Origin of the sequence: Brevibacillus brevis, from assembly GCF_001039275.2 — a bacterium.
In the GTDB taxonomy this organism is placed as follows: Bacteria; Bacillota; Bacilli; order Brevibacillales; family Brevibacillaceae; genus Brevibacillus; species Brevibacillus brevis_C.
This window is the reverse complement of sequence record NZ_CP030117.1, coordinates 5,344,598-5,366,321: the sequence shown is the minus strand read 5'-3', so window position 1 is coordinate 5,366,321 and position 21,724 is coordinate 5,344,598. Positions and strand designations below refer to the sequence as shown.

Annotated in this window: 15 protein-coding genes; 13 read left to right on the top strand and 2 right to left on the bottom strand. The window is 50.8% G+C overall.

Annotated features, from left to right (window positions below; all coding sequences use genetic code 11):
• The first annotated feature begins 151 nt into the window (after positions 1-151).
• The 4 genes from AB432_RS25945 to AB432_RS25930 all read left to right on the top strand — a co-directional run bounded on the left by AB432_RS25945 (position 152) and on the right by AB432_RS25930 (position 4,922).
• Entirely contained in the window at positions 152-982 is an 831-nt protein-coding gene (locus AB432_RS25945) for an MIP/aquaporin family protein (RefSeq protein ID WP_048034753.1), read from the top strand.
• Between the two features lie 54 nt (positions 983-1,036).
• The gene (gene glpK, locus AB432_RS25940) at positions 1,037-2,536 is read left to right on the top strand and encodes a glycerol kinase GlpK (RefSeq protein ID WP_048034752.1); all 1,500 of its coding nucleotides are present in this window, start codon (positions 1,037-1,039) and stop codon (positions 2,534-2,536) included.
• 147 nt (positions 2,537-2,683) lie between these two features.
• Positions 2,684-4,354 (top strand): glycerol-3-phosphate dehydrogenase/oxidase, encoded by a 1,671-nt coding sequence (locus tag AB432_RS25935; RefSeq protein WP_048034751.1) that lies wholly within the window; start codon positions 2,684-2,686, stop codon positions 4,352-4,354.
• Between the two features lie 13 nt (positions 4,355-4,367).
• On the top strand, positions 4,368-4,922 hold the full coding sequence (locus AB432_RS25930; protein WP_048034750.1) for a glycerol-3-phosphate responsive antiterminator: 555 nt from the start codon (positions 4,368-4,370) through the stop codon (positions 4,920-4,922).
• A 521-nt stretch (positions 4,923-5,443) separates the two neighbouring features.
• On the opposite strand, the gene AB432_RS25925 is transcribed toward AB432_RS25930, so the two are convergent.
• Positions 5,444-6,877 (bottom strand): MocR-like pyridoxine biosynthesis transcription factor PdxR, encoded by a 1,434-nt coding sequence (locus tag AB432_RS25925; protein WP_048034749.1) that lies wholly within the window; start codon positions 6,875-6,877, stop codon positions 5,444-5,446.
• 127 nt (positions 6,878-7,004) lie between these two features.
• Between AB432_RS25925 and AB432_RS25920 the strand changes: the two genes are divergently transcribed.
• Entirely contained in the window at positions 7,005-7,970 is a 966-nt protein-coding gene (locus tag AB432_RS25920) for a proline dehydrogenase family protein (protein ID WP_048034748.1), read from the top strand.
• A gap of 43 nt (positions 7,971-8,013) precedes the next feature.
• On the opposite strand, the gene AB432_RS25915 is transcribed toward AB432_RS25920, so the two are convergent.
• Positions 8,014-9,018 (bottom strand): hypothetical protein, encoded by a 1,005-nt coding sequence (locus AB432_RS25915; RefSeq protein WP_048034747.1) that lies wholly within the window; start codon positions 9,016-9,018, stop codon positions 8,014-8,016.
• Between the two features lie 204 nt (positions 9,019-9,222).
• Here AB432_RS25915 and AB432_RS25910 point away from each other — a divergent pair, with 204 nt between their 5' ends.
• Genes AB432_RS25910 through AB432_RS25875 form a run of 8 tightly spaced genes read left to right on the top strand, consistent with a single transcriptional unit; the run spans position 9,223 to position 21,719 of the window.
• Positions 9,223-11,598 (top strand): DUF7408 domain-containing protein, encoded by a 2,376-nt coding sequence (locus AB432_RS25910; RefSeq protein WP_235617552.1) that lies wholly within the window; start codon positions 9,223-9,225, stop codon positions 11,596-11,598.
• Positions 11,595-12,521: an ABC transporter ATP-binding protein gene (locus AB432_RS25905; RefSeq protein WP_048034745.1), complete on the top strand. Its 927-nt coding sequence runs from the start codon at positions 11,595-11,597 to the stop codon at positions 12,519-12,521. The genes AB432_RS25910 and AB432_RS25905 overlap by 4 nt, the downstream gene beginning before the upstream one ends.
• The gene (locus tag AB432_RS25900; protein ID WP_048034744.1) at positions 12,518-13,378 is read left to right on the top strand and encodes an ABC transporter permease; all 861 of its coding nucleotides are present in this window, start codon (positions 12,518-12,520) and stop codon (positions 13,376-13,378) included. The genes AB432_RS25905 and AB432_RS25900 overlap by 4 nt, the downstream gene beginning before the upstream one ends.
• 3 nt (positions 13,379-13,381) lie before the next feature.
• A complete protein-coding gene (locus AB432_RS25895) occupies positions 13,382-15,097 on the top strand; it encodes a hypothetical protein (RefSeq protein WP_048034743.1) in 1,716 nt (571 codons plus the stop codon).
• 30 nt (positions 15,098-15,127) lie between these two features.
• Positions 15,128-16,111 (top strand): AAA family ATPase, encoded by a 984-nt coding sequence (locus tag AB432_RS25890; RefSeq protein WP_048034742.1) that lies wholly within the window; start codon positions 15,128-15,130, stop codon positions 16,109-16,111.
• The gene (locus tag AB432_RS25885; RefSeq protein WP_048034741.1) at positions 16,108-16,989 is read left to right on the top strand and encodes a DUF58 domain-containing protein; all 882 of its coding nucleotides are present in this window, start codon (positions 16,108-16,110) and stop codon (positions 16,987-16,989) included. Before AB432_RS25890 ends, AB432_RS25885 begins: the two co-directional genes overlap by 4 nt.
• A gap of 16 nt (positions 16,990-17,005) precedes the next feature.
• A complete protein-coding gene (locus AB432_RS25880) occupies positions 17,006-18,880 on the top strand; it encodes a vWA domain-containing protein (RefSeq protein ID WP_048034740.1) in 1,875 nt (624 codons plus the stop codon).
• Positions 18,870-21,719, top strand: coding sequence for a VWA domain-containing protein (locus AB432_RS25875; RefSeq protein WP_048034739.1), 2,850 nt, complete (start codon positions 18,870-18,872; stop codon positions 21,717-21,719). Before AB432_RS25880 ends, AB432_RS25875 begins: the two co-directional genes overlap by 11 nt.
• Positions 21,720-21,724 lie beyond the last annotated feature (5 nt).

Here is a 21,724-nt window from a genome sequence, read left to right as displayed (position 1 = left end):
CTAATATTTGCAAAATGAGGGCATTGGCTCTTGTTTAGCGAGTATTAGCTTTTTTATTTTCTCTCCAAACAAACCACAAAGGAGTTAGCGTATTGTAAGCGCTTTACCGGAATGGGTTTACGTTTTTTCCAAAAAGGGGGAGGATGGGGGCATGTCTATTTATGTAGGGGAATTGATCGGGACGATGATCTTGATCATTTTGGGGGCAGGTGTTTGCGCCGGACAGAACTTGAAAAAGGCGTATTCCCAAAACGGCGGCTGGATTGTGATTACACTGGGCTGGGGGCTGGCAGTTGCGTGCGGAGCGTATGCAGTAGGAAGCATTAGTGGAGCGCATTTGAATCCGGCACTTACGATTGCACTGGCAAGCATCGGTCAATTTCCGTGGGAGCATGTGCCGGGCTACGTAGCGGCTCAACTGATTGGGGCGTTTATGGGAGCGACATTCGTCTGGATATTTTATTACCCGCATTGGCGTGAGACGAGTGATGCAGGAGCCAAATTAGGCGTATTTGCAACAGGTCCAGCGATTCCTAATACAGTCGCGAATCTGTTTAGCGAAATTTTAGGTACGTTTTTCTTGGTGCTCGGTCTACTGGCGATCGGAGCGAATAAATTTGCAGAAGGACTGAATCCGTTTATCGTCGGCTTTCTGATTGTCGCAATCGGTTTGTCTCTTGGTGGTACTACTGGTTATGCGATCAATCCAGCCCGTGACCTGGGACCTCGTCTCGCTCATGCTCTCTTGCCCATCCACGGCAAAGGAAAGTCCAACTGGCGCTATGCATGGATTCCTGTTGTTGGACCTATCATTGGAGCAGTAAGTGGAGCGTTTTTTTACAAATGGACGTTTACAGATCATTCGCTGACAGGTGTAATAGCATTAGCGGCTTTCATGGTGATTGCCATCGTGGTCGGAATGACAACCAAAAAATCAATCGACAGCAAGGAGCGAATCGCATCCGAAAGTGCGCGTTCCTAGACATAAAGGTAAGAATGAAGGCGATTCCATATGAGTGAAGGAGGAACAGTTATCATGGAAAATAAATACATGCTTTCCCTCGATCAGGGAACGACGAGCTCTCGCGCTATCTTATTCGATAAATCCGGTGCCATTATCGGTGTTGCCCAGAAGGAATTCACGCAAATCTATCCGAAGCCGGGGTGGGTGGAGCATAATGCCGAGGAAATCTGGGAATCGCAGCTAGAGGTTTTGAAAGCGGTTTTACTGGAAAATCATGTGAAACCGGAAGAAATCGCAGGGATCGGGATTACCAACCAGCGGGAAACCACGGTGGTATGGGATAAGCACACGGGCAAGCCGATTCACAATGCGATTGTATGGCAAAGCAGACAGTCCATCGATATTTGCAACCAGTTGAAAGAGCAAGGCTATGAGCAAACCGTTCGTGAAAAGACAGGATTGTTGATTGACGCCTACTTTTCCGGGACAAAGGTAAAATGGCTGCTCGATCATGTGGAGGGAGCACGGGAGAGAGCCGAGAAAGGCGACCTCTTGTTTGGAACCATTGATACGTGGCTGATTTGGAAGCTGACTAATGGCCTTGTGCATGTGACCGACTATTCCAACGCTTCGCGCACGTTGATGTTCAATATTCATTCCCTGGAGTGGGACGACGAGCTGTTGAACATGCTGCAAATTCCGAAAGCCATGCTGCCAGTTGTCCGTCCTTCCAGCGAATTGTATGGCTACACTGACGAGAAGCTCTTCGAATTCCAGATTCCGATTGCCGGGATTGCCGGAGACCAGCAGGCTGCTTTGTTTGGGCAGGCGTGCTTTGCGGAAGGGCAGGCCAAAAACACTTACGGAACAGGTTGCTTCATGCTGATGAATACAGGAGAAAAGGCAGTTGCATCCAAAAACGGGTTGTTGACGACCATTGCCTGGGGTGTGGATGGCAAGGTAGAGTACGCCCTGGAAGGCAGTATTTTTGTGGCTGGTGCGGCGATTCAATGGCTGCGTGACGGACTCAAGCTGATCGAAAAATCATCGGATTCGGAGAAGCACGCACTCGCTGTTGACACGACAGATGGTGTTTATATGGTTCCAGCCTTTGTCGGACTGGGAGCACCGTATTGGGATATGGAAGCAAGAGGCGCGATCTTTGGCTTGACCCGCGGAACAACGGAAGATCATTTGATTCGGGCAGCGTTGGAGTCTCTGGCTTATCAGACACGGGATGTGCTTGAAGCGATGGAGGCTGATTCCGGCATCCGGCTGCAAAAGCTGGCAGTAGACGGTGGAGCCGTGGCGAATAACTTTTTGATGCAGTTCCAGTCCGACATCCTGAATACAGAGGTTGAGCGTCCGCGTGTCAATGAAACGACCGCGCTGGGAGCAGCTTACCTGGCAGGGCTTGCCGTCGGGTATTGGGGTAGCAAGGAAGATATTGTGAATAATAAAGTGGTGGAGCGCTCCTTCTCACCAGATATGGCGGAGGAAGTGCGCCAGGGGCTGTACGCAGGTTGGAAGCAAGCTGTTACGGCAACGATGGGTTACAAGATTAGGCATTGATTTTTGTGTAAAAGAGGTCTAAAGTTAAAGATAAGTTAATCATGCTGTGGAGACTACGGAGACAGCCAGTATCAGAAGAGCAATGACATTGCATTGCTTCTTTTGGATATTGGCTGTCTTTTTCTTTTAGAGAGGATGAGAAGAACGATGAACGATCAACATGCACTATCATCAAGTCAACGCCAGGCTTGTCTGGATAAAATGGCAAGCAAACAACTCGATCTTTTGGTGATTGGCGGTGGGGTGACGGGAGCGGGGATTGCCCTCGACGCAGCCGCGAGAGGTCTGAGCGTTGGACTGGTGGAAAAACAGGACTTCGCTGCGGGAACCAGTAGTCGCTCTACCAAGCTCGTTCATGGAGGATTGCGCTATTTGAAGCAGGGCGATGTGCAACTGGTGCGGGAAGTAGGCCGAGAGCGAGCTATTTTGTATCGCAATGCGCCACATATCGTCATCCCGGAAAAAATGATTTTGCCTATCGTGAAAAATGGTACCTATGGCAAGCTGGCAACCTCTATTGGGTTGTATGTATACGATGTGCTCGCTGGAGTCGAGAGAAAAGAACGACGCATCATGCTGAACAAACAGAAAACCGTGGAGGCAGAACCACTGTTGCGCCGCGATATTCTCAAGGGCGGCGGACTCTATTTCGAATATCGGACAGATGATGCTAGGCTTACAGTTGAGGTCATGAAAACAGCAAGCTCGTACGGAGCGCTCTGCGTGAACTATACGGAAGCCATTGGCTTTATTTATGAAAACGGCAAAGTCATCGGGATTCGCGCGAAGGATTTGCTTACAGGTACGGAGTACTCCCTCCATGCCAAAAAAATCGTCAACGCAGCAGGTCCTTGGGTAGATCAGCTTCGAGAAAAAGACCACTCCCTGTACGGCAAGCGCCTCCACCTGACAAAAGGTGTCCATCTGGTCGTACCATATAACAGACTGCCGTTGAAGCAGGCCGTTTATTTCGATGTATCCGATGGGCGCATGCTGTTTGCCATTCCGCGCAATAACAGTACGTATATCGGTACCACTGACACGAATTACAAAGGTGTGCTGGAGCGGCCAACGGTGACGAGAGAAGACATGCAGTATGTACTGAATGCCGCGAACGAGATGTTCCCTTCTGTGAAGCTGACGGAACAGGATGTCAGCTCCAGTTGGGCAGGACTCAGACCGCTAATCCATGAAGATGGCAAATCCCCATCCGAATTGTCACGCAAGGACGAGATTTTTTACTCCAAAAGCGGGTTGATTACGATCGCAGGTGGAAAATTGACGGGCTTCCGCAAAATGGCCGAGCGCATTGTGGATGTGGTGGTCAAGCAGTTGACCGAAGAAGAAGGCAGAGCATTTGAAGCTTGTCGGACAGACAAAATCGTCCTCGCTGGCGGAAAATTTGACTCCGCAGCCAAGATTCCTGTATTTGTGAAAGCACAGGCAGAGCGACTTCGCCAATGGGGAATCACCGAGGAACAAATCCGCGTCCTGGTCGGGAAATATGGCAGCAACAGTGAGCAAATCGTAACGATGTGCCAGGAGCTTTTGACACAAAATGCTCAAAATGTGTCTCCGATCGAAGCACTGCTGAAAGCAGAACTGCGCTACGCTGTAAAGGAAGAAATGGTCATGACCATGAGCGATTTTCTGATTCGTCGTAGTGGCAGACTATTCTTTGAGAGGGATACACTGGAGCCTGTGTATCGATTGGTGGGAGAAGAGCTCGCTCAAGAGCTGCAATGGTCGGATGAGAGGAAAGAACATGAAATAAAAGCGTTTGAAGAGGAATATCATCTTGCGAAAACATTTCAATAGGGGTGATTCGTGATTGGCAAACCAGATCAATCAAGTCATACTTCCAGCAGCCCGGACATTAAAAGAATTTGATGAACTCATGGAAAGCTGCTACGAGCGCATTATTTTGCTGAATGCTCATGTAGCACAAGTAAAGCCGCTGGGAAAACGGGCCAGAGCGTTCGGGAAAAAACTGCTGATCCATGCTGATCTCATAGACGGCTTGAAGTCTGATGAGTATGCGATGGAGTTTCTTGCGCAAGAAGCACAGCCTGAAGGAATCATCACCACACGGAACAGTGCCGTTCTTGCCGCCAAGAAAAAAGGACTCATTTCTATCCAACGACTTTTTCTCATTGATACGATGGCATTAGATAGCAGCCTTACTCAGTTGGAGAGAACCAAGCCGGATTACGTCGAGGTTTTGCCAGGAATCATTCCCCATCTGATCGAAGAAATCACTGTACGAACCAAGATTCCAGTTATCGCTGGAGGATTTATTCGCACAATGGAAGATGTCGATCGCGCTATTCTTGCCGGTGCGACATCTGTAACCACTTCTCGCAGAGAGCTGTGGACGAAATCTTAAGAGCATATCAGGGTAGTCAAAAGCCGGTCATTCCTGTTCGTAGGAATACCGGTTTTTTGGTGTTTGTCCTATAAGAAAATAGGTAGATGACGATGATAGAGGAGGTAGGTAGATACCCTTTTCTTTGTATAACGGTCAGTAGTCTATGCGGATGAACGTCACCGTGCATATACACATATAGTCAGCAAAAATAAGAGGAAAGAAGGCGGTTGCGTGAATTATCAAAGCTCTCAATGGCAATCCTCGTACTCTTCGCGGGAAGGACATTCTTCTTATTACCCTTGGCAAAGAGATCGGGAACGGCCACCAGGATGGGATCGTGGAGGAGAATGGCAGAGACCTTACCGGAGTTGGGAGTTTGACCACAGACGGAGATGCCCGGATCACTGTCGTTGGTGCCCCCCTGGCTGCTGCGGACGCTTTCGCTAACAGATAAATAGGAGAACGATAGCCAAATCTTGAGATGGATTCGAGAGATTTGGCTCTTCTTTTGGGGAATTGAGAAGGAAAGAGGGTGGAAATCATGGAGAATCTGCAAGCATTCTCGTTAAAACAGCCCTAATCCTCTCGACCCCTTCTTCGATCTGTGCCTCATTGATATTGCCGTATCCGAGAATGATTTTATCTGTATGATTGCCTTTGACAATGGCGTGCTCCTCGACCGGGTAGACACGCACTCCGGCTTGCTCCAGCGCAGCCAGGACGTCAGGTGTGAAGTGAACCATGGGAAAAGCAGCTACGATGTGCAGTCCAGCGGCCTCCCCCCAAATGCGAATGCCATCACCAAAAGCCAGTTGAAGAGCATCAATCAAGCATTGACGGCGTTTTTTGTACAGCTTTTTTACGCGATTCACGAATTTCTCTAGATGCCCCTCCTCGATAAAAACCCCGAGGGCAAGCTGATCAATCGAAGGGGCGTGCAAATCGGATAGCCATTTTGCCTGCTGGTAGGAGGCTACCAATGCTTTTGGCAGGACGAGGTATCCCTGACGCAGTCCGGGAGAAAGGATTTTGCTAAAGGAACCGATGTAGATAACACGCTCCGAGGCAAGTCCCTGAATGGAGCTGATAGGAGCAGTTTCGTAACGAAACTCGCTGTCGTAATCATCCTCGACAATGTAGCAGTCAGCTTCCCGTGCATAACGAATGAGTTGAAGTCTTCGCTGGATGGGCATGGTGCCGCCTAGCGGGAACTGATGGGAAGGCGTGACAAATACGAAGCGGGGGCGATGGGCAGACAATGACGGTAGCTGTTCCATATCCATCCCGTAGGTATCTGTCGGAACAGGCAGTAAACGAGCGCCTGTCCTGGTGAAAATACTTTGGATATCGTGCGTGATCGGGTCCTCGATGACTACGTGACTATCAGGACGCAGAAGCACATTGGCAATCAGGGTGAGCGCCTGAGTAGCCCCGGATGTCATAATGATTTGCTCGGGGTCACATTGCACGCCACGTGTTCGATACAAATAGCGACATAAAATCGTGCGCAGCTCCGTACGTCCCTCGGGACGATTATAGCCAAAGACTGATAGCGGTGCTTCTTGACAGACACGCTGGACAGTTTTGCCCCAGAGGTTGCGAGGAAAACGCTCCAGAGCAGGAACACCAGAACGAAAATCGATTAGCTTGCTCTCGTCTTCGTTGAAATGCTGGTCCACTTTCGGCAACCCAGCCCCTGCCTCTGTCATCCGGGCGTGCTGTTCCAAATAAATGCCCGAGGCAATGAAATACCCGGAGCCACGTCTGCTCTCGATGTAGCCCTCGGCTAGTAGCTGCTCGTATGCCTCTAGTACCACATTGCGAGAGAGGTGCAGTTCGCTTGCTACTTTTCGGGTAGATGGAAGCTTGAAGCCGGCTGCAAGTTCTCCGCTCAAAATCTTTGTGCGCAATTCAGAATAAATTTGTCTGATTAACGGAATCGGTTTCTCTCGGTCAATGGTTATCCAGAGCAAGCTGTGTGAGCCTCCTTACGCAACTGGTCCTCTCGAAATTGTGGGAAACTGGACCTAATCCATACAAGCGTACCATGGTAGGGTGATAGAAGAGAAGAGATATGCCACTGCCAAAGGAGAGAGAAGGATGACGCCAGAAGAGAGAAGAACCGCAGACATTTTACGTACAATCGCCCGTGATGAACGAATCAAGGAAGCCGTCAAAACATCGCCCTTGCTATATCCGTTGCTTTTGACTGCTGCGAAACGTTATGTGACAGGCGAAACGCGTGCGGATGCAATAAAAATAGCCCAACGCCTGGAAAAATTGGGCTACCGTCTATCAATTGAACACATTGGTGAAAATACGCTGGATTCGCAGATTGTACATGAAGCGCAGCGGGAGTTTCTTGCGCTAACTGCGGATTGCTCCCAACTACATACACCAGTCGGAATCTCCTTTGATCTGTCCCATCTCGGCTTGTTACTGGATAAAGAGCTGGCGTTTGCCCACGTAGAAGAGTTGGCAGAGCGGGCGAGACATAGCGGCCACTATTTGATGATCAGCATGGAGGAATCGGCGAAAACAGAGGCGATCATTAGCATGTATGAGCGCTTGGCACAGCGACACGAAAATGTGGGCATTACGATTCAAGCACACTTGCACCGCTCGCTGGATGATGTGAAAAGGGTGCTCGGACTCCCTGGGAAAATACGTTTGGTTAAAGGCGCATTCAAGGAACCTCAGGAAATCGCATTGGGGCGTTCAGTGGAGTTGAACGAACGATACCTGGAGCTGGCTGATATGTGTGTACGAGCTGGGCGTGAATGCTCACTCGCCACGCACGACCAAGCGATTGTAGACGAGCTAGACGGTCGAGACTATTTGCATCGACCGAATGTAGAGGTCGAGCTGTTATACGGGGTTCGCCCTGAGCTGGCTCATGTTTTGCGAGAAAAAGGGGTTCCAGTGCGCTTGTACCTCACATATGGGACAGAGTGGTACTTGTACTTGTGTCATCGACTGGCGGAGTATCCGCCTCATGTGCATCAGGCGATAGCCGATATGTTTGATACGGCGAGACTTCAGGATGTAGGGTATGGCATGTCATAGAAGGATTACGAAAAAACGTCAGAGCATGATCCTGACGTTTTTTCTATTTTTCATTCTGTCTTGCCTTCACACAAATTCCCCAGCCAAATTGCTCTTGATTCATGATCTCTGCCCGAACCGTGTTTACCCCTGCGTGGAGGCGAACAGATACTTGGGCGTACTTGCTTCGAATTCGTCCGTCACTCACTGGTGGATTCCATCTCCACACGCCCTGATGCACTTCCTCTTCATTCACCCAAAGTCGCAGATGATCGCTGTAGCCAAAATGGAGTTGAGTCACAGTCTCATGGGGAACCGTAATCGTGCTTTTGGCTTGTACAGTCATCCCAGGCTTTGCTGGGAAGAGTCGATTGAAATTGAGTGTCCCATTTTCTTCGACGACTGCACTTGTCCAATCTGTCAAGACAACAGACTGATCACTAGCGATGTACGACTTTGAAATGAGCCATTCCGTAAGATAACCCTCCGCTGTGAGCTGTTGCCGATCTGTCTTGGTATGCAAGGCATCGGTCGGGGCGATTTCTGTTACCGATAGATTCCGAATGTAGGCAGGCAAGTAGTTCCAGAAGCCGATTTTATCAAGTGAAGTTCCATGCTGTAGATGGGAAATGAACAACTGAGGCGCAGGGTCTTCTCCCAAATACACGACAGCCTGGTTTGCTTGAACCTCCACAGCAAGCGTCTTCCATTCCCCAATTGTGTAAGACAACGGCTTTTGATACCCAGGGCCGTTATAAATTTGCCACGTCATGGACCCATTCATGATCGGATCATACTGAATTTCTTCCGGAGCGAGGTACACCAGCTCGTAATTATGCACATCTCGCGCACCAAAAACGAGCCCGACAAATCCTACTTGTTTTGGTATGGCGACTTCCGCTTGCAGTCGAAAGCAGGGATAGGGGACAGCCTGACGAAGGAAAACAGGAGCTCCCATCCCCTCCAAGTAAAGGGCTTCGCGGTTTGCCCATACGTCTGGGCTTGCCTGTGATTCTCCGAGATCAAATTCATGCAAGTCATCACGCAAATTCCAAGAAAACGTAGACATTTACATTTCACCACTCTTTCTTGTTCATGCCTGCTATGTTAGGAGAATAATTTTCCAACAGATGTCTAAAATCCTTTTGCACTTGTCGATCAATCGACTTCATTTTGAAAAAAATTGTAGCTATTTGTCTGGAAATAACGTCAATAACTGTATGAGATGAAAAGATAGGAAGAAAAAAGAATGGTCCGTGGAGGTTTTGAACGAATGAAAACAGCGCAGTGCAAGCGATTGCTCCTGGCCTTCTGTGCGTTCCTCCTGATGGTAGCAGGTGTTCCTTTAGGATTAACGGGGACAGCCTTGGCAGAGGGAAACATTCAGCTGGGAGTAACAGTCGGAATTGAAGGAAAGTACAGGCAAACGGGAATGGTTCCCGTTGTCGTCACGGTGAAAAATGGAGGGGCGGATATCGAAGGGGAACTGTTTGTCGCCACTGACGAACGGGGGGACAGACGCTTCGCAGTTGCCAATTATCAGCCGGTCTCGATTGCAAGCGGAGTGACCAAGCAGGTAACGGTTCTCGTTCCTGGATCAGAGTTGCGTGGCAGTTCTTTTGTGGCCTTGATGCAAAATAACAAGATGATCGCGCAAACGCCGGTAACAGGCAATTCATACAGCGAAGATACGCTGATGATCGGTGTGTTGGCAGAAAACCCCGACACAGCTAACTTCCTTGGTGTACTGCCGAAAGGCTCTATTCATAACCCTGTCCAGCTTTTGACGATGAAGGCAGAAAATATGCCAGTGACAGGTACACAGCTCCAGATGATTAATATGCTCGTCATCAACAATTTTGCTCTGGATTCATTGAATGAACAGCAGATCAAAGCGATTCGGGATTGGACGAAATCTGGCGGGATGCTGATTTTAGCCGGGGGAGCACAGTACAAGAAATCCGGAGGCGTTTTGGGTGACTTGTCACCAGTAGAAGTGACAGGAGTGACGAGCGTACAGACACTCTCCAGTTTAAAAGTGGATAAGACCAATCCGATTGCACTGACATCCCCCTTTACTGTAAGCAATGGGACATTGAAGGCAGGGAAAGTTCTGTACAGCGAAGGAAATATTCCGTTGATGGCCGTACATACCGTGGGAGCTGGAAAAGTATTGTACGTCGCCTATGATTTGGCCGCAGAACCAGTAGCGAGCTGGGCAGGAAACAGCCGCTTTTGGGCAGATACATTAGTAAAGGCTTTCGGTTCTTCCCTCAACGCTTCCAATATGAGCATGATCGACAACGTATGGCCGCTTCGGGATGCTGCTGATCGAGTCCCATCCTTAAAAATTCCGGAGGTTGGCTGGTTCGCTGTATTTTTCGGAATTTATGCCCTGGTTGTAGGCCCAGTTCTTTTCTATATTTTGCGGAGAGGACGCAAGCAAAGCTACATGTGGGTCATCGTCCCTGCCCTTTCGGTGCTGGCGGGAATCGGAATCTTCTCGATTGGTGCCATCCAACGCGGTGTGGGTGTAAAGCTGCACCAGGTAGGTTATGTTGAGCTGCAAAACAATGGACAGGCGAATGCGATAAGCGTATCCGCATTATTCGTACCGAGAAATGACGACTATCGTTTGACTTTAAAGGGAGAGGGTATGACTGAACCCATCATTGAAAGCAATTATATTGATCAAGTTCCGAAAACGTGGATTTCCATACAGCCAGATCAGACCCATATTGATTTCCGAGATGTAGAATTCTGGTCGATGCGCAAGGTTGCGACGGAGCAATCCTTATCGGAAGTAGGGAAGATAGAATCGAATCTGTCCTATGAGAACGGCGCACTGAAAGGAACTGTGACAAACAATACGAAGTACTCGCTGCGAGATGTGACGATCTCAACCGGTATGCAGGTACAAGAGTTTCCACAGTTGGCGGCTGGCAGCAGTATCGAAGTGAACTTGCCCTTTGCCCCTCAACAACAAGCAAGACGGAACCAACATCGGATGAATACGGGGCATGCACTGCCGCAGCATATGCAATCGAATGGCTATGGAAGAGAAACGCGTGAGCAACTCATTGTAGAAATGCTGGACATGATGGACAAACGTAGTGGTCCGTCAGAAGTGGTAAAACTCGTGGGCTGGACCGATGAGCAAGTTGTTGAGGCTGTCGTACCAAACGAAAATACGGAGAAAAGCAGCATTGCTATGGTCACTTCGACGCTGCAAGTGAATCCATCCAAGGACGGACACATTTATTATCCGACGGGATCGTTTGATGTGACGATGTCAGGCAGTTCTGTTCCGGTAGATGACTTCGGCGATGGCTTTAGACTTCCTGCGGGGGATATTACCTTTGACATCAATCTGAATCAGGAAGGACAGGAGCTTGCCATCAGCAATTTGTATCTGTACACCTGGTCAGAGGACAATACGACATTTGAAAAAGAGGTTTACAACTGGAAGACAAAAGCTTTCGAACCATTTGAAAAAGCATTCATGAACAACGTGATGACAAGCGACAAGACCACTACTTATGTTTCGGGCGACGGCATTGTCCGCATCAAATTTGCCCACCAGTTTGAGGATGAACGCCACATTGGGGTTCCAAGTGTCAGTGTGGAAGGGAAGGTGAGCAAGAAATGATCCAGATCCAAAATTTGCGCAAGCGCTACGGCAAAATGGAAGCGTTAAAAGGACTTTCGCTCGAAATTGACAAGGGTACCGTTTTTGGTTTCGTTGGTCCGAACGGGGCAGGAAAATCGACGACGATGTCCATTTTGGCGACTTTATTGGAGCCGACCAGTGGGAAAGCATACGTAGGCGGCTATGAAGTGACCAGGCATCCAAAGGAAGTACGCAAGCTGATCGGCTACATGCCTGACTTTTTTGGTGTGTACGACAATTTGACAGCAGAAGAGTACCTCGATTTTTACGGCGCGAACTACGATATTCCGGCAGCAGAGCGAAAACAAATCATTCCGCAGTTATTGGAGCTGGTCAATCTCACGCACAAGCGGGATGCCTACGTCGACTCGTTGTCGCGGGGGATGAAGCAGCGCCTCGGACTGGCTCGCTCGCTGGTTCACAATCCGGAAGTGCTCATTTTGGACGAACCGGCTTCTGGTTTGGACCCGCGGGCACGTATCGAACTGCGGGAGATTTTGAAGGAACTGCGGGACATGGGCAAGACGATTATCATTAGCTCGCACATATTGCCTGAGCTAGCGGAGATGTGCGATGTCATCGGGATTGTGGAGGAAGGCAATCTGGTTGCCTTTGGACGAGTCGATGAGATTTACTCGAAAATGCAAGAACAGCGGGTATTGCGCATCCGCCTGTTGGATCGGGTTGATGAAGCAATGACGCGCTTGTGTGAGATGCCCGTTATTACCAGGGTGACACGCGAAGGGAACTGGGTCGTTGCGGGCTTTTCAGGCAATGACGAAGAACAGGTTGAGCTGCTGCGGGAGCTTGCGGTGTCAGGCTATCCTGTGGCCGCGTTTAATGAGGCAGTTGGTGATTTGGAAGAAATCTTCCTGGAAATTACGAAAGGGGTGGGCTCATGAGCGACTTGAGACGATTTCGCAACCCTGTCTTGTTCAACGAATGGAAAATGAGAATGCGGACCAATCGGTCACCGTGGATCATCCTGTTATATTTGCTTGTTTTGGGCGCAATGACGCTTACGCTGATTTTCTTTATGACAAACGGCGGCAGCTATTACAACCCGAATGATACACGCGAGTTGTTCATGATGCTGTCAGTGTTTCAGCTCGGGATGATCTGCTTCGTCGTGCCAGGACTGACGGCAGGTGTGATTTCCGGTGAGCGCGAACGCCAGACGTTGAGTGTGCTGTTGACCACGAATGTCAGCGCCACACGATTGATTTTAGGCAAATGGCTGGCGTCGCTCAGCTTCATGACCTTCCTGGTTATAGCGACCATCCCGCTCTATGCCATCGTCTTTTTGTATGGAGGAATTTCACCTGCACAAGTGATCAAGGTGTTTGGTTTTTACGTCATTACGATGTTTGGAATCGGCAGCATCGGTGTGCTCATGTCCACGCTGATCAAACGGACAGGTATCGCTACGGTTGTCACTTATGCCGTGGTGTTCGGATATGCGATTGGATCGAGCATACTGGCGGAAATTATCAAAGAGTTCATTCGGTACCAGCGCAGGTCGGGTGGTATATCATCCGCGACTATGCCAGACTGGCCTGATCTCCTGCATAATTTCAATCCATTGTTTGCGATGTTAAATATTTTTGAAGAAGGGCCGCAGATCAGGATTGGGAATGTGGACCCGTATGCGGTTTACAGCCTGTTTTTCGGGATCATTACACTGTTCTGCCTTTTACTTTCCATCTATCTCATTCAGCCAGTGAAACCGAGATTTCGCAAAGTAAAAGAGGAGAAATAAGCCATGTTTACCGCTAAATCGAACGACGAGCTGAAGTCACTGCTTGCCCCCATTCGAAAGCAACTGGGCTTGCGCGTATGGATACAGCAGCTAACGGTCTATGGTTTGTGGGGAATGGGGGCGAGTTTGGCGCTCCTCCTCCTTGCCCGCATCTGGTCGATTCCGTTTTACCAATGGATCGCGGTTGCGCTGCCAGTACTTGTTGTCATCACGGGTCTGGTGCGTGCGTTTTGGATGCGTCCTACCTGGGTCCAATGTGCACTAGTGGCAGATGGCAATGGTTTGGCTCAGCGAGTCGTCACGGCATGGGAGAATCAAGAGAATCAGTCGATGGTAGCGGGTATGCAGAGGGAAGACGCCCTGCATCATCTGCGAAAAAATTTGCCGCATATCGTTGAGAGCGTCCGCATCTGGTCGCTGGTCCAAAGAAAGGTATATGTCACAAGCAGCTTGCTATTGGTGTGCCTGGTGCTGTTTCTTTGGCCGAATCCTCAAGACGTGCGACTGGCTCAGATGGCAGAGGAAAAGAAAGCAATCGCGCAGGTCGAGGAAGAAGTAGAGGCAATCAAGCAAGACGTGAAAAAGAATACAGGCTTAACCGACGCGCAGAAAAAGCAGCTGGAGGAAATGCTGGAGCAGGCAAAAAAGGCTCTGGCGAAAGCAGACGACCCGGCAGAACGTCAAAATGCATTACGCGCTGCGGAAAAACAATTGGAGAAGGTCAGAGATGCAGAGCAGCACAAAGAAAAAGCGCTGCAAGCACTCCAGCGCAGCTTGGGTAATCAAGAAGGGACAAAGGCCGTGGCTGGCGCGATGGGAGCGAAAGATCGACAAGCGATGACCGAGGCCCTTGCACAAATGGCAAAAGCCATGGAAAGCATGCCGCAAAAAGAGCGGGAAGAGATCGCCCGCGAACTCGCAAGTGCAGCAGAGCAATTGAAAAAAGAGGCAGAGTCTGCCGACTCGAAGGAGCTGGAGGATATCGCCAAACAACTGGCGGAGGCAGCCCAGCAAACAGCCCAAGGACAAGTGCCTCAAGCGATGACTGCGCTTGAGAACAGCTTGATGCAAGCGATGACAGGCATCCAACAATCTCAGCAAGCCATGCTCGCAGCTATACATGCCGCTGCTTCGCTCAATCAGTCGCAAATGACGCTTGCCAGTGCAGGCGCACAAGCAGGAAATGCTGGAGCGAGTGGAGCTGTGACAGGAACAGCAGCAACAGGACAGGCGACTCCAGCATCAGGGTCACCGGGGAATCAGCCAACTGCGGCAACACCGGGAACAGGTACCACCCCAAATCAAGGGGCGAACCCGGCAAACCAGCCTGGAAATGGAAATAATGGCTCGGGGCAAGGGAATGGCAACGGCAATGGCAACGGCAACGGCAACGGCAACGGAAATGGCTCTGGCGGCCAAGGAAGCGGTCAAGGTGGCGGGGCTGGGTTGGGAAAAGGCAAACACGAGCTCGTTACCGTCCCGGCAAATCGCATAGGTGGAGAAAACGGACCTGTTGATACAGTCGGAGGCCCACTCGGGTCAGGACCTTCCCAGTCGCAGCAAAGTGGAAACACACAAGTCTCCTCAGGTGGCACGCTACCGTACGAGGAAGTGTACGGCCAGTATGAGCAATTTGCCCGTGAGAGTATGGAAAAGGGCAGTATTCCCGGCGATTATCAAGAGATCGTGAAGGATTATTTCAGCAAAATAGAGCCTTAGATCATTCAACAACAGGAAGGAGACACGGCGATGGCGCAGCAAACGCTAGAGGATTGCTTGCAGCGAGTAGAGCTTGTCAGGCAGGAAATCGGAAAGGTATTGGTAGGACAAAAAGAGGTGGTCGAGCAACTTCTGTGGGCCGTATTTGCAGGAGGACATGCGCTTTTGGAAGGTGTACCCGGATTGGGAAAAACGCTGCTTGTTCGGACACTGTCCCAAGCCTTCGAGCTGTCATTTCAGCGGATTCAGTTCACACCGGACCTGATGCCAACAGACATTACCGGAACGAACATCCTGTTGGTTGACGAGAAGGGACAGCAGTCCTTCCAATTCCAACATGGGCCAATCTTCGCTCATGTCGTTCTGGCTGACGAAATCAACCGGGCTACACCAAAGACGCAAAGCGCCCTGTTGGAGGCCATGCAGGAGCGAACCGTTTCAGCCGGGGGAGTGACTCGTCCGCTGCCAGAGCCGTTCTTCGTTCTCGCGACACAGAACCCGCTGGAGCAGGAAGGGACATACCCGTTACCAGAAGCGCAAATGGACCGCTTTTTATTGAAGATCGACGTGCCGTATCCGACGGAAGAAGAACTGAAAATGATCGTGCGGCAAACGACCACAAGTCAGGTGATCACCGTGGAAAAAGTGGCTTCTGCCGAGCAAATTGCTGAGATTCAGCAGGCAGCGCGTGAAGTGCTGGTAGCTGATGCGGTACTGGATTACGCCGTGAAGCTGCTTTTAGCGACGCATCCGGGGGAACAGGCAATTGCTTCGGTGAACAAATATGTGCGCAACGGCGCAGGTCCGCGTGGCGTGCAGGCGATTGTCTCCTTGGCAAAGGTACGTGCGTTATTGGCTGGCCGATACAATCTGGCGTACGAGGACGTGACAGCAGTTGCTCTGCCAGCGTTGCGCCACCGCATGTTCCTCAATTTTGAAGGAGAGGCGAACGGCATCCGGCCTGACCGCGTCATCATGGATATTTTGGACGAACTGGGGACGCAGAAGGTATGAATCAAAACCTGCTTGATCCGTCATGGCTCGCCAGACTGGAACGAATGCAGATGGCTAGTCGCAAAGCGGTCAGCGGCAGCCAGGCAGGAAAGCGAAGGGCGAGACAGATGGGCAGCTCCATGGAGTTCGCAGACTTTCGGGCGTATGTTCCCGGAGATGATTTGCGGCAGCTCGATTGGAATGCGTATGCCCGCTCAGGCAAGCTGTTTTTGAAAAAGTACTTGGATGAAACAGAGCTGCATGTGAACTTGTATATCGATTGCAGTCGTTCGATGAGCTACGGACAACCGAACAAAATGGCCCGTGCTGTCGAAATTGCCGCGGCTCTTGGCTATTTGTCCCTGTGCCACCTCGATCATGTGTCGGTCTATGTATTTGACAGCCGTATTACGGCAGCACTTACCGGGCTGCAAGGAAAGAGCCAGGCGCATCGCTTGCTCAGCTTCTTATCTTCCCTGCAAGAAGGGGGAACAGGTGATATTCAGACGGCAATGCGCCAGCCAGGAGCTGTTAGCGGCAAAGCGGGAACATCTATCGTGCTGTCGGACTTTTTGTTCGAGTCAGGCTATACGGAAGGCATCGCGTATTTGCAGGCGGCCAGACAAGAGGTCACGCTGGTTCAGGTGCTTTCCAAAGAAGAGCTTGCACCCGAGTATGCGGGAGAACTGCGATTGATCGATTCAGAGACCGGGCAAGCAAAAGAAGTATCCCTGACCAGCCCTTTGATGGAAGAGTACCACAAGAGCTTGCGAGATTATCAACAAGAACTGTCCGCGTTTGCTTATGGAAGAGGGATCGCCTTCGTGTCTGTAGAGGCGGAACAATCGCTGGAATCGATTGTCTTCCATGTCTTTCGTCAGGCCGGCATGATTCGCTAGAGAGGAGAGAGACAACATGCAGTGGATGGGTTTGGGCAACTTGTGGTTTGCGCTGATTATCCCGGCCATCATCGTCCTCTACCTGCTCAAGCGAAAAGTAGAGGATCGAATCATACCAAGTACACTTCTGTGGCAGCGCACGATGCAAAACTGGGAAGCGGTGAAACCGTGGGAAAGGCTGCGGCGCAACCTGTTGCTGCTGCTGCAACTGCTTGCTGCCTGCTTGCTCGTGCTGGCTTTGATACGACCGTCCGTGCCCACTGAGGGAATCACATCCGACCATACGATTTTGGTCGTGGATACATCCGGGAGCATGATGGCGAAGGAAGGGAACGAGACGCGGCTGGAACGAGCCATTTCACAGGCAAAAGCACTCGTAGAGAAGCTGGGAAGCAGCCAGACGATGACCCTCATCGAGGCAGGGCTTGAACCGAATGTTTTGGTTTCCAAGAGTGCAGATAAAGAGCCGCTCATGCAAGCCATCGAAAAGCTCGCGCCTTTTTCCGGGACATCCGATCAAATCGCAGCCTTGTCATTGGCAGGAGCCATTGCAGAGAATGAACCAGGCAGTGGAGTGGTTTGGATGGGGGACGGAAGCGGGGAACGCAAGCTGGATGGAGGCCCGGTTCCTACCTTTTCCGGGAGCTTTCAGTTCATGCAGATGGGAAGCACTCGCGAGAATACCGCAATCGGTGTTTTTGTGACCCAGCCTACAGAAAAAGGGGTAGAGGGACTGCTGCGGGTGGACAATCATGGCAGTATGCCTGCGAAAGGAAAAGTCACTGTTTTTGATGAGCAAGACAAGCTACTGGATACGGATTCTTTTTCGGTTGGGGCAGGCAGCTCCCAGACATTTTCGTTTCAGAAGCTGGCGATGTCTCGTGTCTATCGTGCAGTCATCGAACCGGAGCAGGACGGACTTTCCCAAGATAATGTCATGTGGAGCGTGCCATTCGCTGCGGGGAAAGGAAAAGCAGCGTTGTATTCGCCAGAGGGGAACCGCTTCCTCCATCAAGTATTGCAGACAGTCGGAAGTCTTGAGGTGGAAACGATTCAGCAGGCACCGGATGCTGCCGCGGCTGCGCGTGATCTGTGGGTTTTTGACGGAGTCGTGCCAGACCAGTTGCCAAAAGGAAACATTTTGTTGATTGCTCCGAACAAGAAAACAGAGTGGTTGCCGCTTGCTGGAGAAAAAGAACTGGATCAACAGCCAAGGCCAGTTTCTCCGGATGACCCGCTGCTCAAGCACGTAGATTGGCGGGATGTACACGTCGCCAAAGGATACGTATTGGACGAAATGCCTGGTATGAAGCCATTGGTACGCGCAGGCGATGTCGATCTGGTCAGAGCGGGGATTATAGACGGTCGACGAATGGTCATCATCGGATTTGATTTGCATGCATCGGACTTTCCGCTGCGTCCTGCCTTTCCGATTTTCATGCAAAATGTCGTCAACTGGCTGTCACCTGGTCAAACAGCCCCAATCCCCACGGCACATCCGGGAGAGGTCTTGACGATCCCACTCTCACCGGGAGCGACAACACGTACCTTGACGTATCCGAATGGACATCAGCAGTCTCTTACGGAGGACGCCACGTCGAAAATGATGCAGTTGCCGGAGCTGACCGGATTGTATCGTCTTGACGAAGGGATAGATACCGGGACCAAAAGTACGTATTTTACAGTCCAAATGAATGAGGAAGAATCGAATATTGCACCGAAGTCTGTGAGCGTTGCACGGAAGAATACCGATGAACAAAAGGAGAGTGAGGAAGCAACAGCGACTGACACAACAGGAGCACTGGGAACGAAGGAGTTGACCTATTGGTTGGCGGCGTTTGCTCTCTTGGTGTTATTGGTGGAATGGAGGGTGTATCAGCGTGGGTATTAACTTTATACAGCCGCTATTCCTGTTGCTATTGCTTCCCGTTGCGTACGTCATCATCAGTTGGTGGCGACATCAACAGCAAATGCCAATCGGCAGAAAGGCGACAATTGCAACCATTCGCTCGCTCTTGTTCCTCCTTCTGGTTTTGGCGTTGGCAGGGACACAGCTGCTGACCCCTGTTCAGGCGAAAACGATTGTGTTTGTTGTAGATCGATCCGCTTCCATGAAGGACGATCCGCGGGTTCTCTCCTTTTTGCGCGAAGCGATCGGGCAAAAGCAAGCAGCGGATAAGTATGCTGTCATTGCCGTAGGTGCAGAGGCAGCGGTCGATCAACCGTTGACAATCCGCCAAGAGGTACAGCCCTTGGGCGTGGATGTCAACCGGAATGCAACCAATTTGGCAGAAGGAATCCGATTGGCGTCTGCCATGATCCCTACCAATGCCAGAGGAAAAGTCGTCTTGCTGACAGATGGTCTGGAAACAAACGGAGATGCGGCACGGCAGACGAGACTGGCGAGGGAGCGAGGAATCGCTGTAGAGGCTGTTTCCTTGCAGCAGCCACGCGGAGATGAGGTCGTTCTTACATCTGTACAGGTACCGCAAAGACTGTATGCGGGAGAGGAATACGGCATCACCGTAGATGTGGAGAGTACGATAGCAACCGAGGCAATCCTACGCCTGTATGAAGGCAATCGCGAGGCGGGCCAGCAAACAGTACAGATCGGCAAGGGCAACAACCGCTTCGTTTTTTCGCAAAAAGCGATGCAGCAGGGCTTCCATCGCTATCGTGTGGAAATCGAGCCGCGACAAGATACCGTAGCGGCGAACAATCAGGCTACAGCCTATACACAGGTAGCCGGGGCACCAGTCGTACTCGTAGCCGAAGGGCATCCAGGTGCCGCCAGCAACCTCATTCAGGCGCTGGAAGCGGGCAATATCAAGGTGGAGCTGCGCGATCTCGCACTGCTGCCAAAGGAGCTTGAGGGCTACAAGCAATTTGCCTCCATTATACTGGCAGATGTGCCCGCCACCAGCATGACTGATGCGGATATGGAACGTATGCGGACCGCTGTACGTGATTTGGGCACTGGCTTGATCATGACAGGCGGTAAAGATAGCTTCGGTATGGGTGGCTGGTTCCAGACACCAATTGAAGAGGCATTACCTGTTCACATGGATTTAAAAGGGAAGGAACAGCTCCCTACGCTCGGACTTCAACTGGTCATCGACAAGTCGGGTAGTATGAGCTCCGATGCCAGAGGGGCGGATAAGATGGCACTGGCTAGGGAAGCTGCGATTCGAGCGACAACCATGATGAATGCACAAGACTACATCGGGGTGATCGCATTTGACGATACACCATGGGATGTCGTAGCTCCGCAGTCTGTCACGAAGCTGGATGAAATCCAACAGCAGATCAGCAGAATCAAAGCGGATGGCGGGACCGATATTTTCCCTGCCTTACAACTGGGCTACGAACGTGTAAAGGCGATGAACACCCAGCGCAAGCATGTTATTTTGCTCACAGATGGGCAGTCTGCAATCGGCGATGATTACGAGGGCCTCCTACAACAAATGACGGCTGAAAATATTACCGTTTCAACTGTGGCGCTGGGGGATGATTCGGATAGATCGCTGCTGGAGATGATTGCCGAGTTAGGAAAAGGCAGATATTACTTTGCCAACGATGCCGAATCTATCCCGAAAATCTTCAGTAAAGAAACAGCGTTAGCCAGTCGCACGTTTATTGTGGAGAAGCCCCAAGTACCAGGCTATACAGGAGTGGGAGCATGGCCTACGCTGAAGCAGAAATTGCCTCCGGTGCGTGCGTATATCGCAACGACTCCGAAGCAAACAGCCGAATCATCCTTGATGAGTGCTGACGATGATCCGATTCTCACCCGTTGGCAGTACGGTCTGGGGCGTTCTGTCGCCTGGACGAGTGATCTGGAAGGGAAGTGGTCACCGGACTGGGTGGCTTGGGGAGGAAACAGCCGTCTGTGGAACGAAATCGTGGCATGGACTTTCCCGCAAATTACAGAAGGCACTTGGAAGACGACCACGAGTGTGAACGGTGCAAAAGGCAATGTGAGGGTGACGATGCCAGCTAGTGGAAGCATGCCTCAAGAGATGGAGGCAGTCGTTCTCAATCAAGAGATGAAGCGAGAAGTCATCAAGCTAAAGCCGGTTGCGCCAGGAGTCATGGAGGGTGCATTCGAGACGGCTGATCCGGGCACTTACATGATTCAGATCTCACAAAAAAATCAAGGTCGAGTCATGGCGAGCCAAACGACAGGATTGACCGTTTCTTATTCGCCGGAATACGGAATACATGCCGATGGAGAGAAAGAACTTCAAGAGTGGCTAAGTGCCGGTGGAGGGAATCAGATTACCAAACCGGACGAGGCTTTTGGCGGCACGCTTCCTGATAAATGGGACACACAGTCAATCAGTGAGTGGTTGCTGATGTTGGCGGCTTTGCTGCTGCCAATCGATATCGCTGTTCGCCGCTTGCAGTTGCCGGATCAATGGTGGGCAAGGCTAGCTAGTCTGTGGAGACTGCGCAAATCCACGTCTGCCGATTCTGAACAACAAGCAGTATTGTCTCGCCTCGGCGAGAAGCGCTCTGCAACAAGACGGACACGCGAAGAGCGGATAGATGACCAGAAAGTCGTGTCTGCTCCCCTAATTCATTCGGTAGGGGCGGCTGGAAATCGGGTGAAGCCAGCAACAGACAAGAACGAGCAGGCAAAAAAGAAACAGGAGAAGCAAACACAGACGCAGCCTGACGAAACGTTAAACAGACTATTGGCGGCCAAGAACCGGAAAAAGTCTCAGTAACAGAT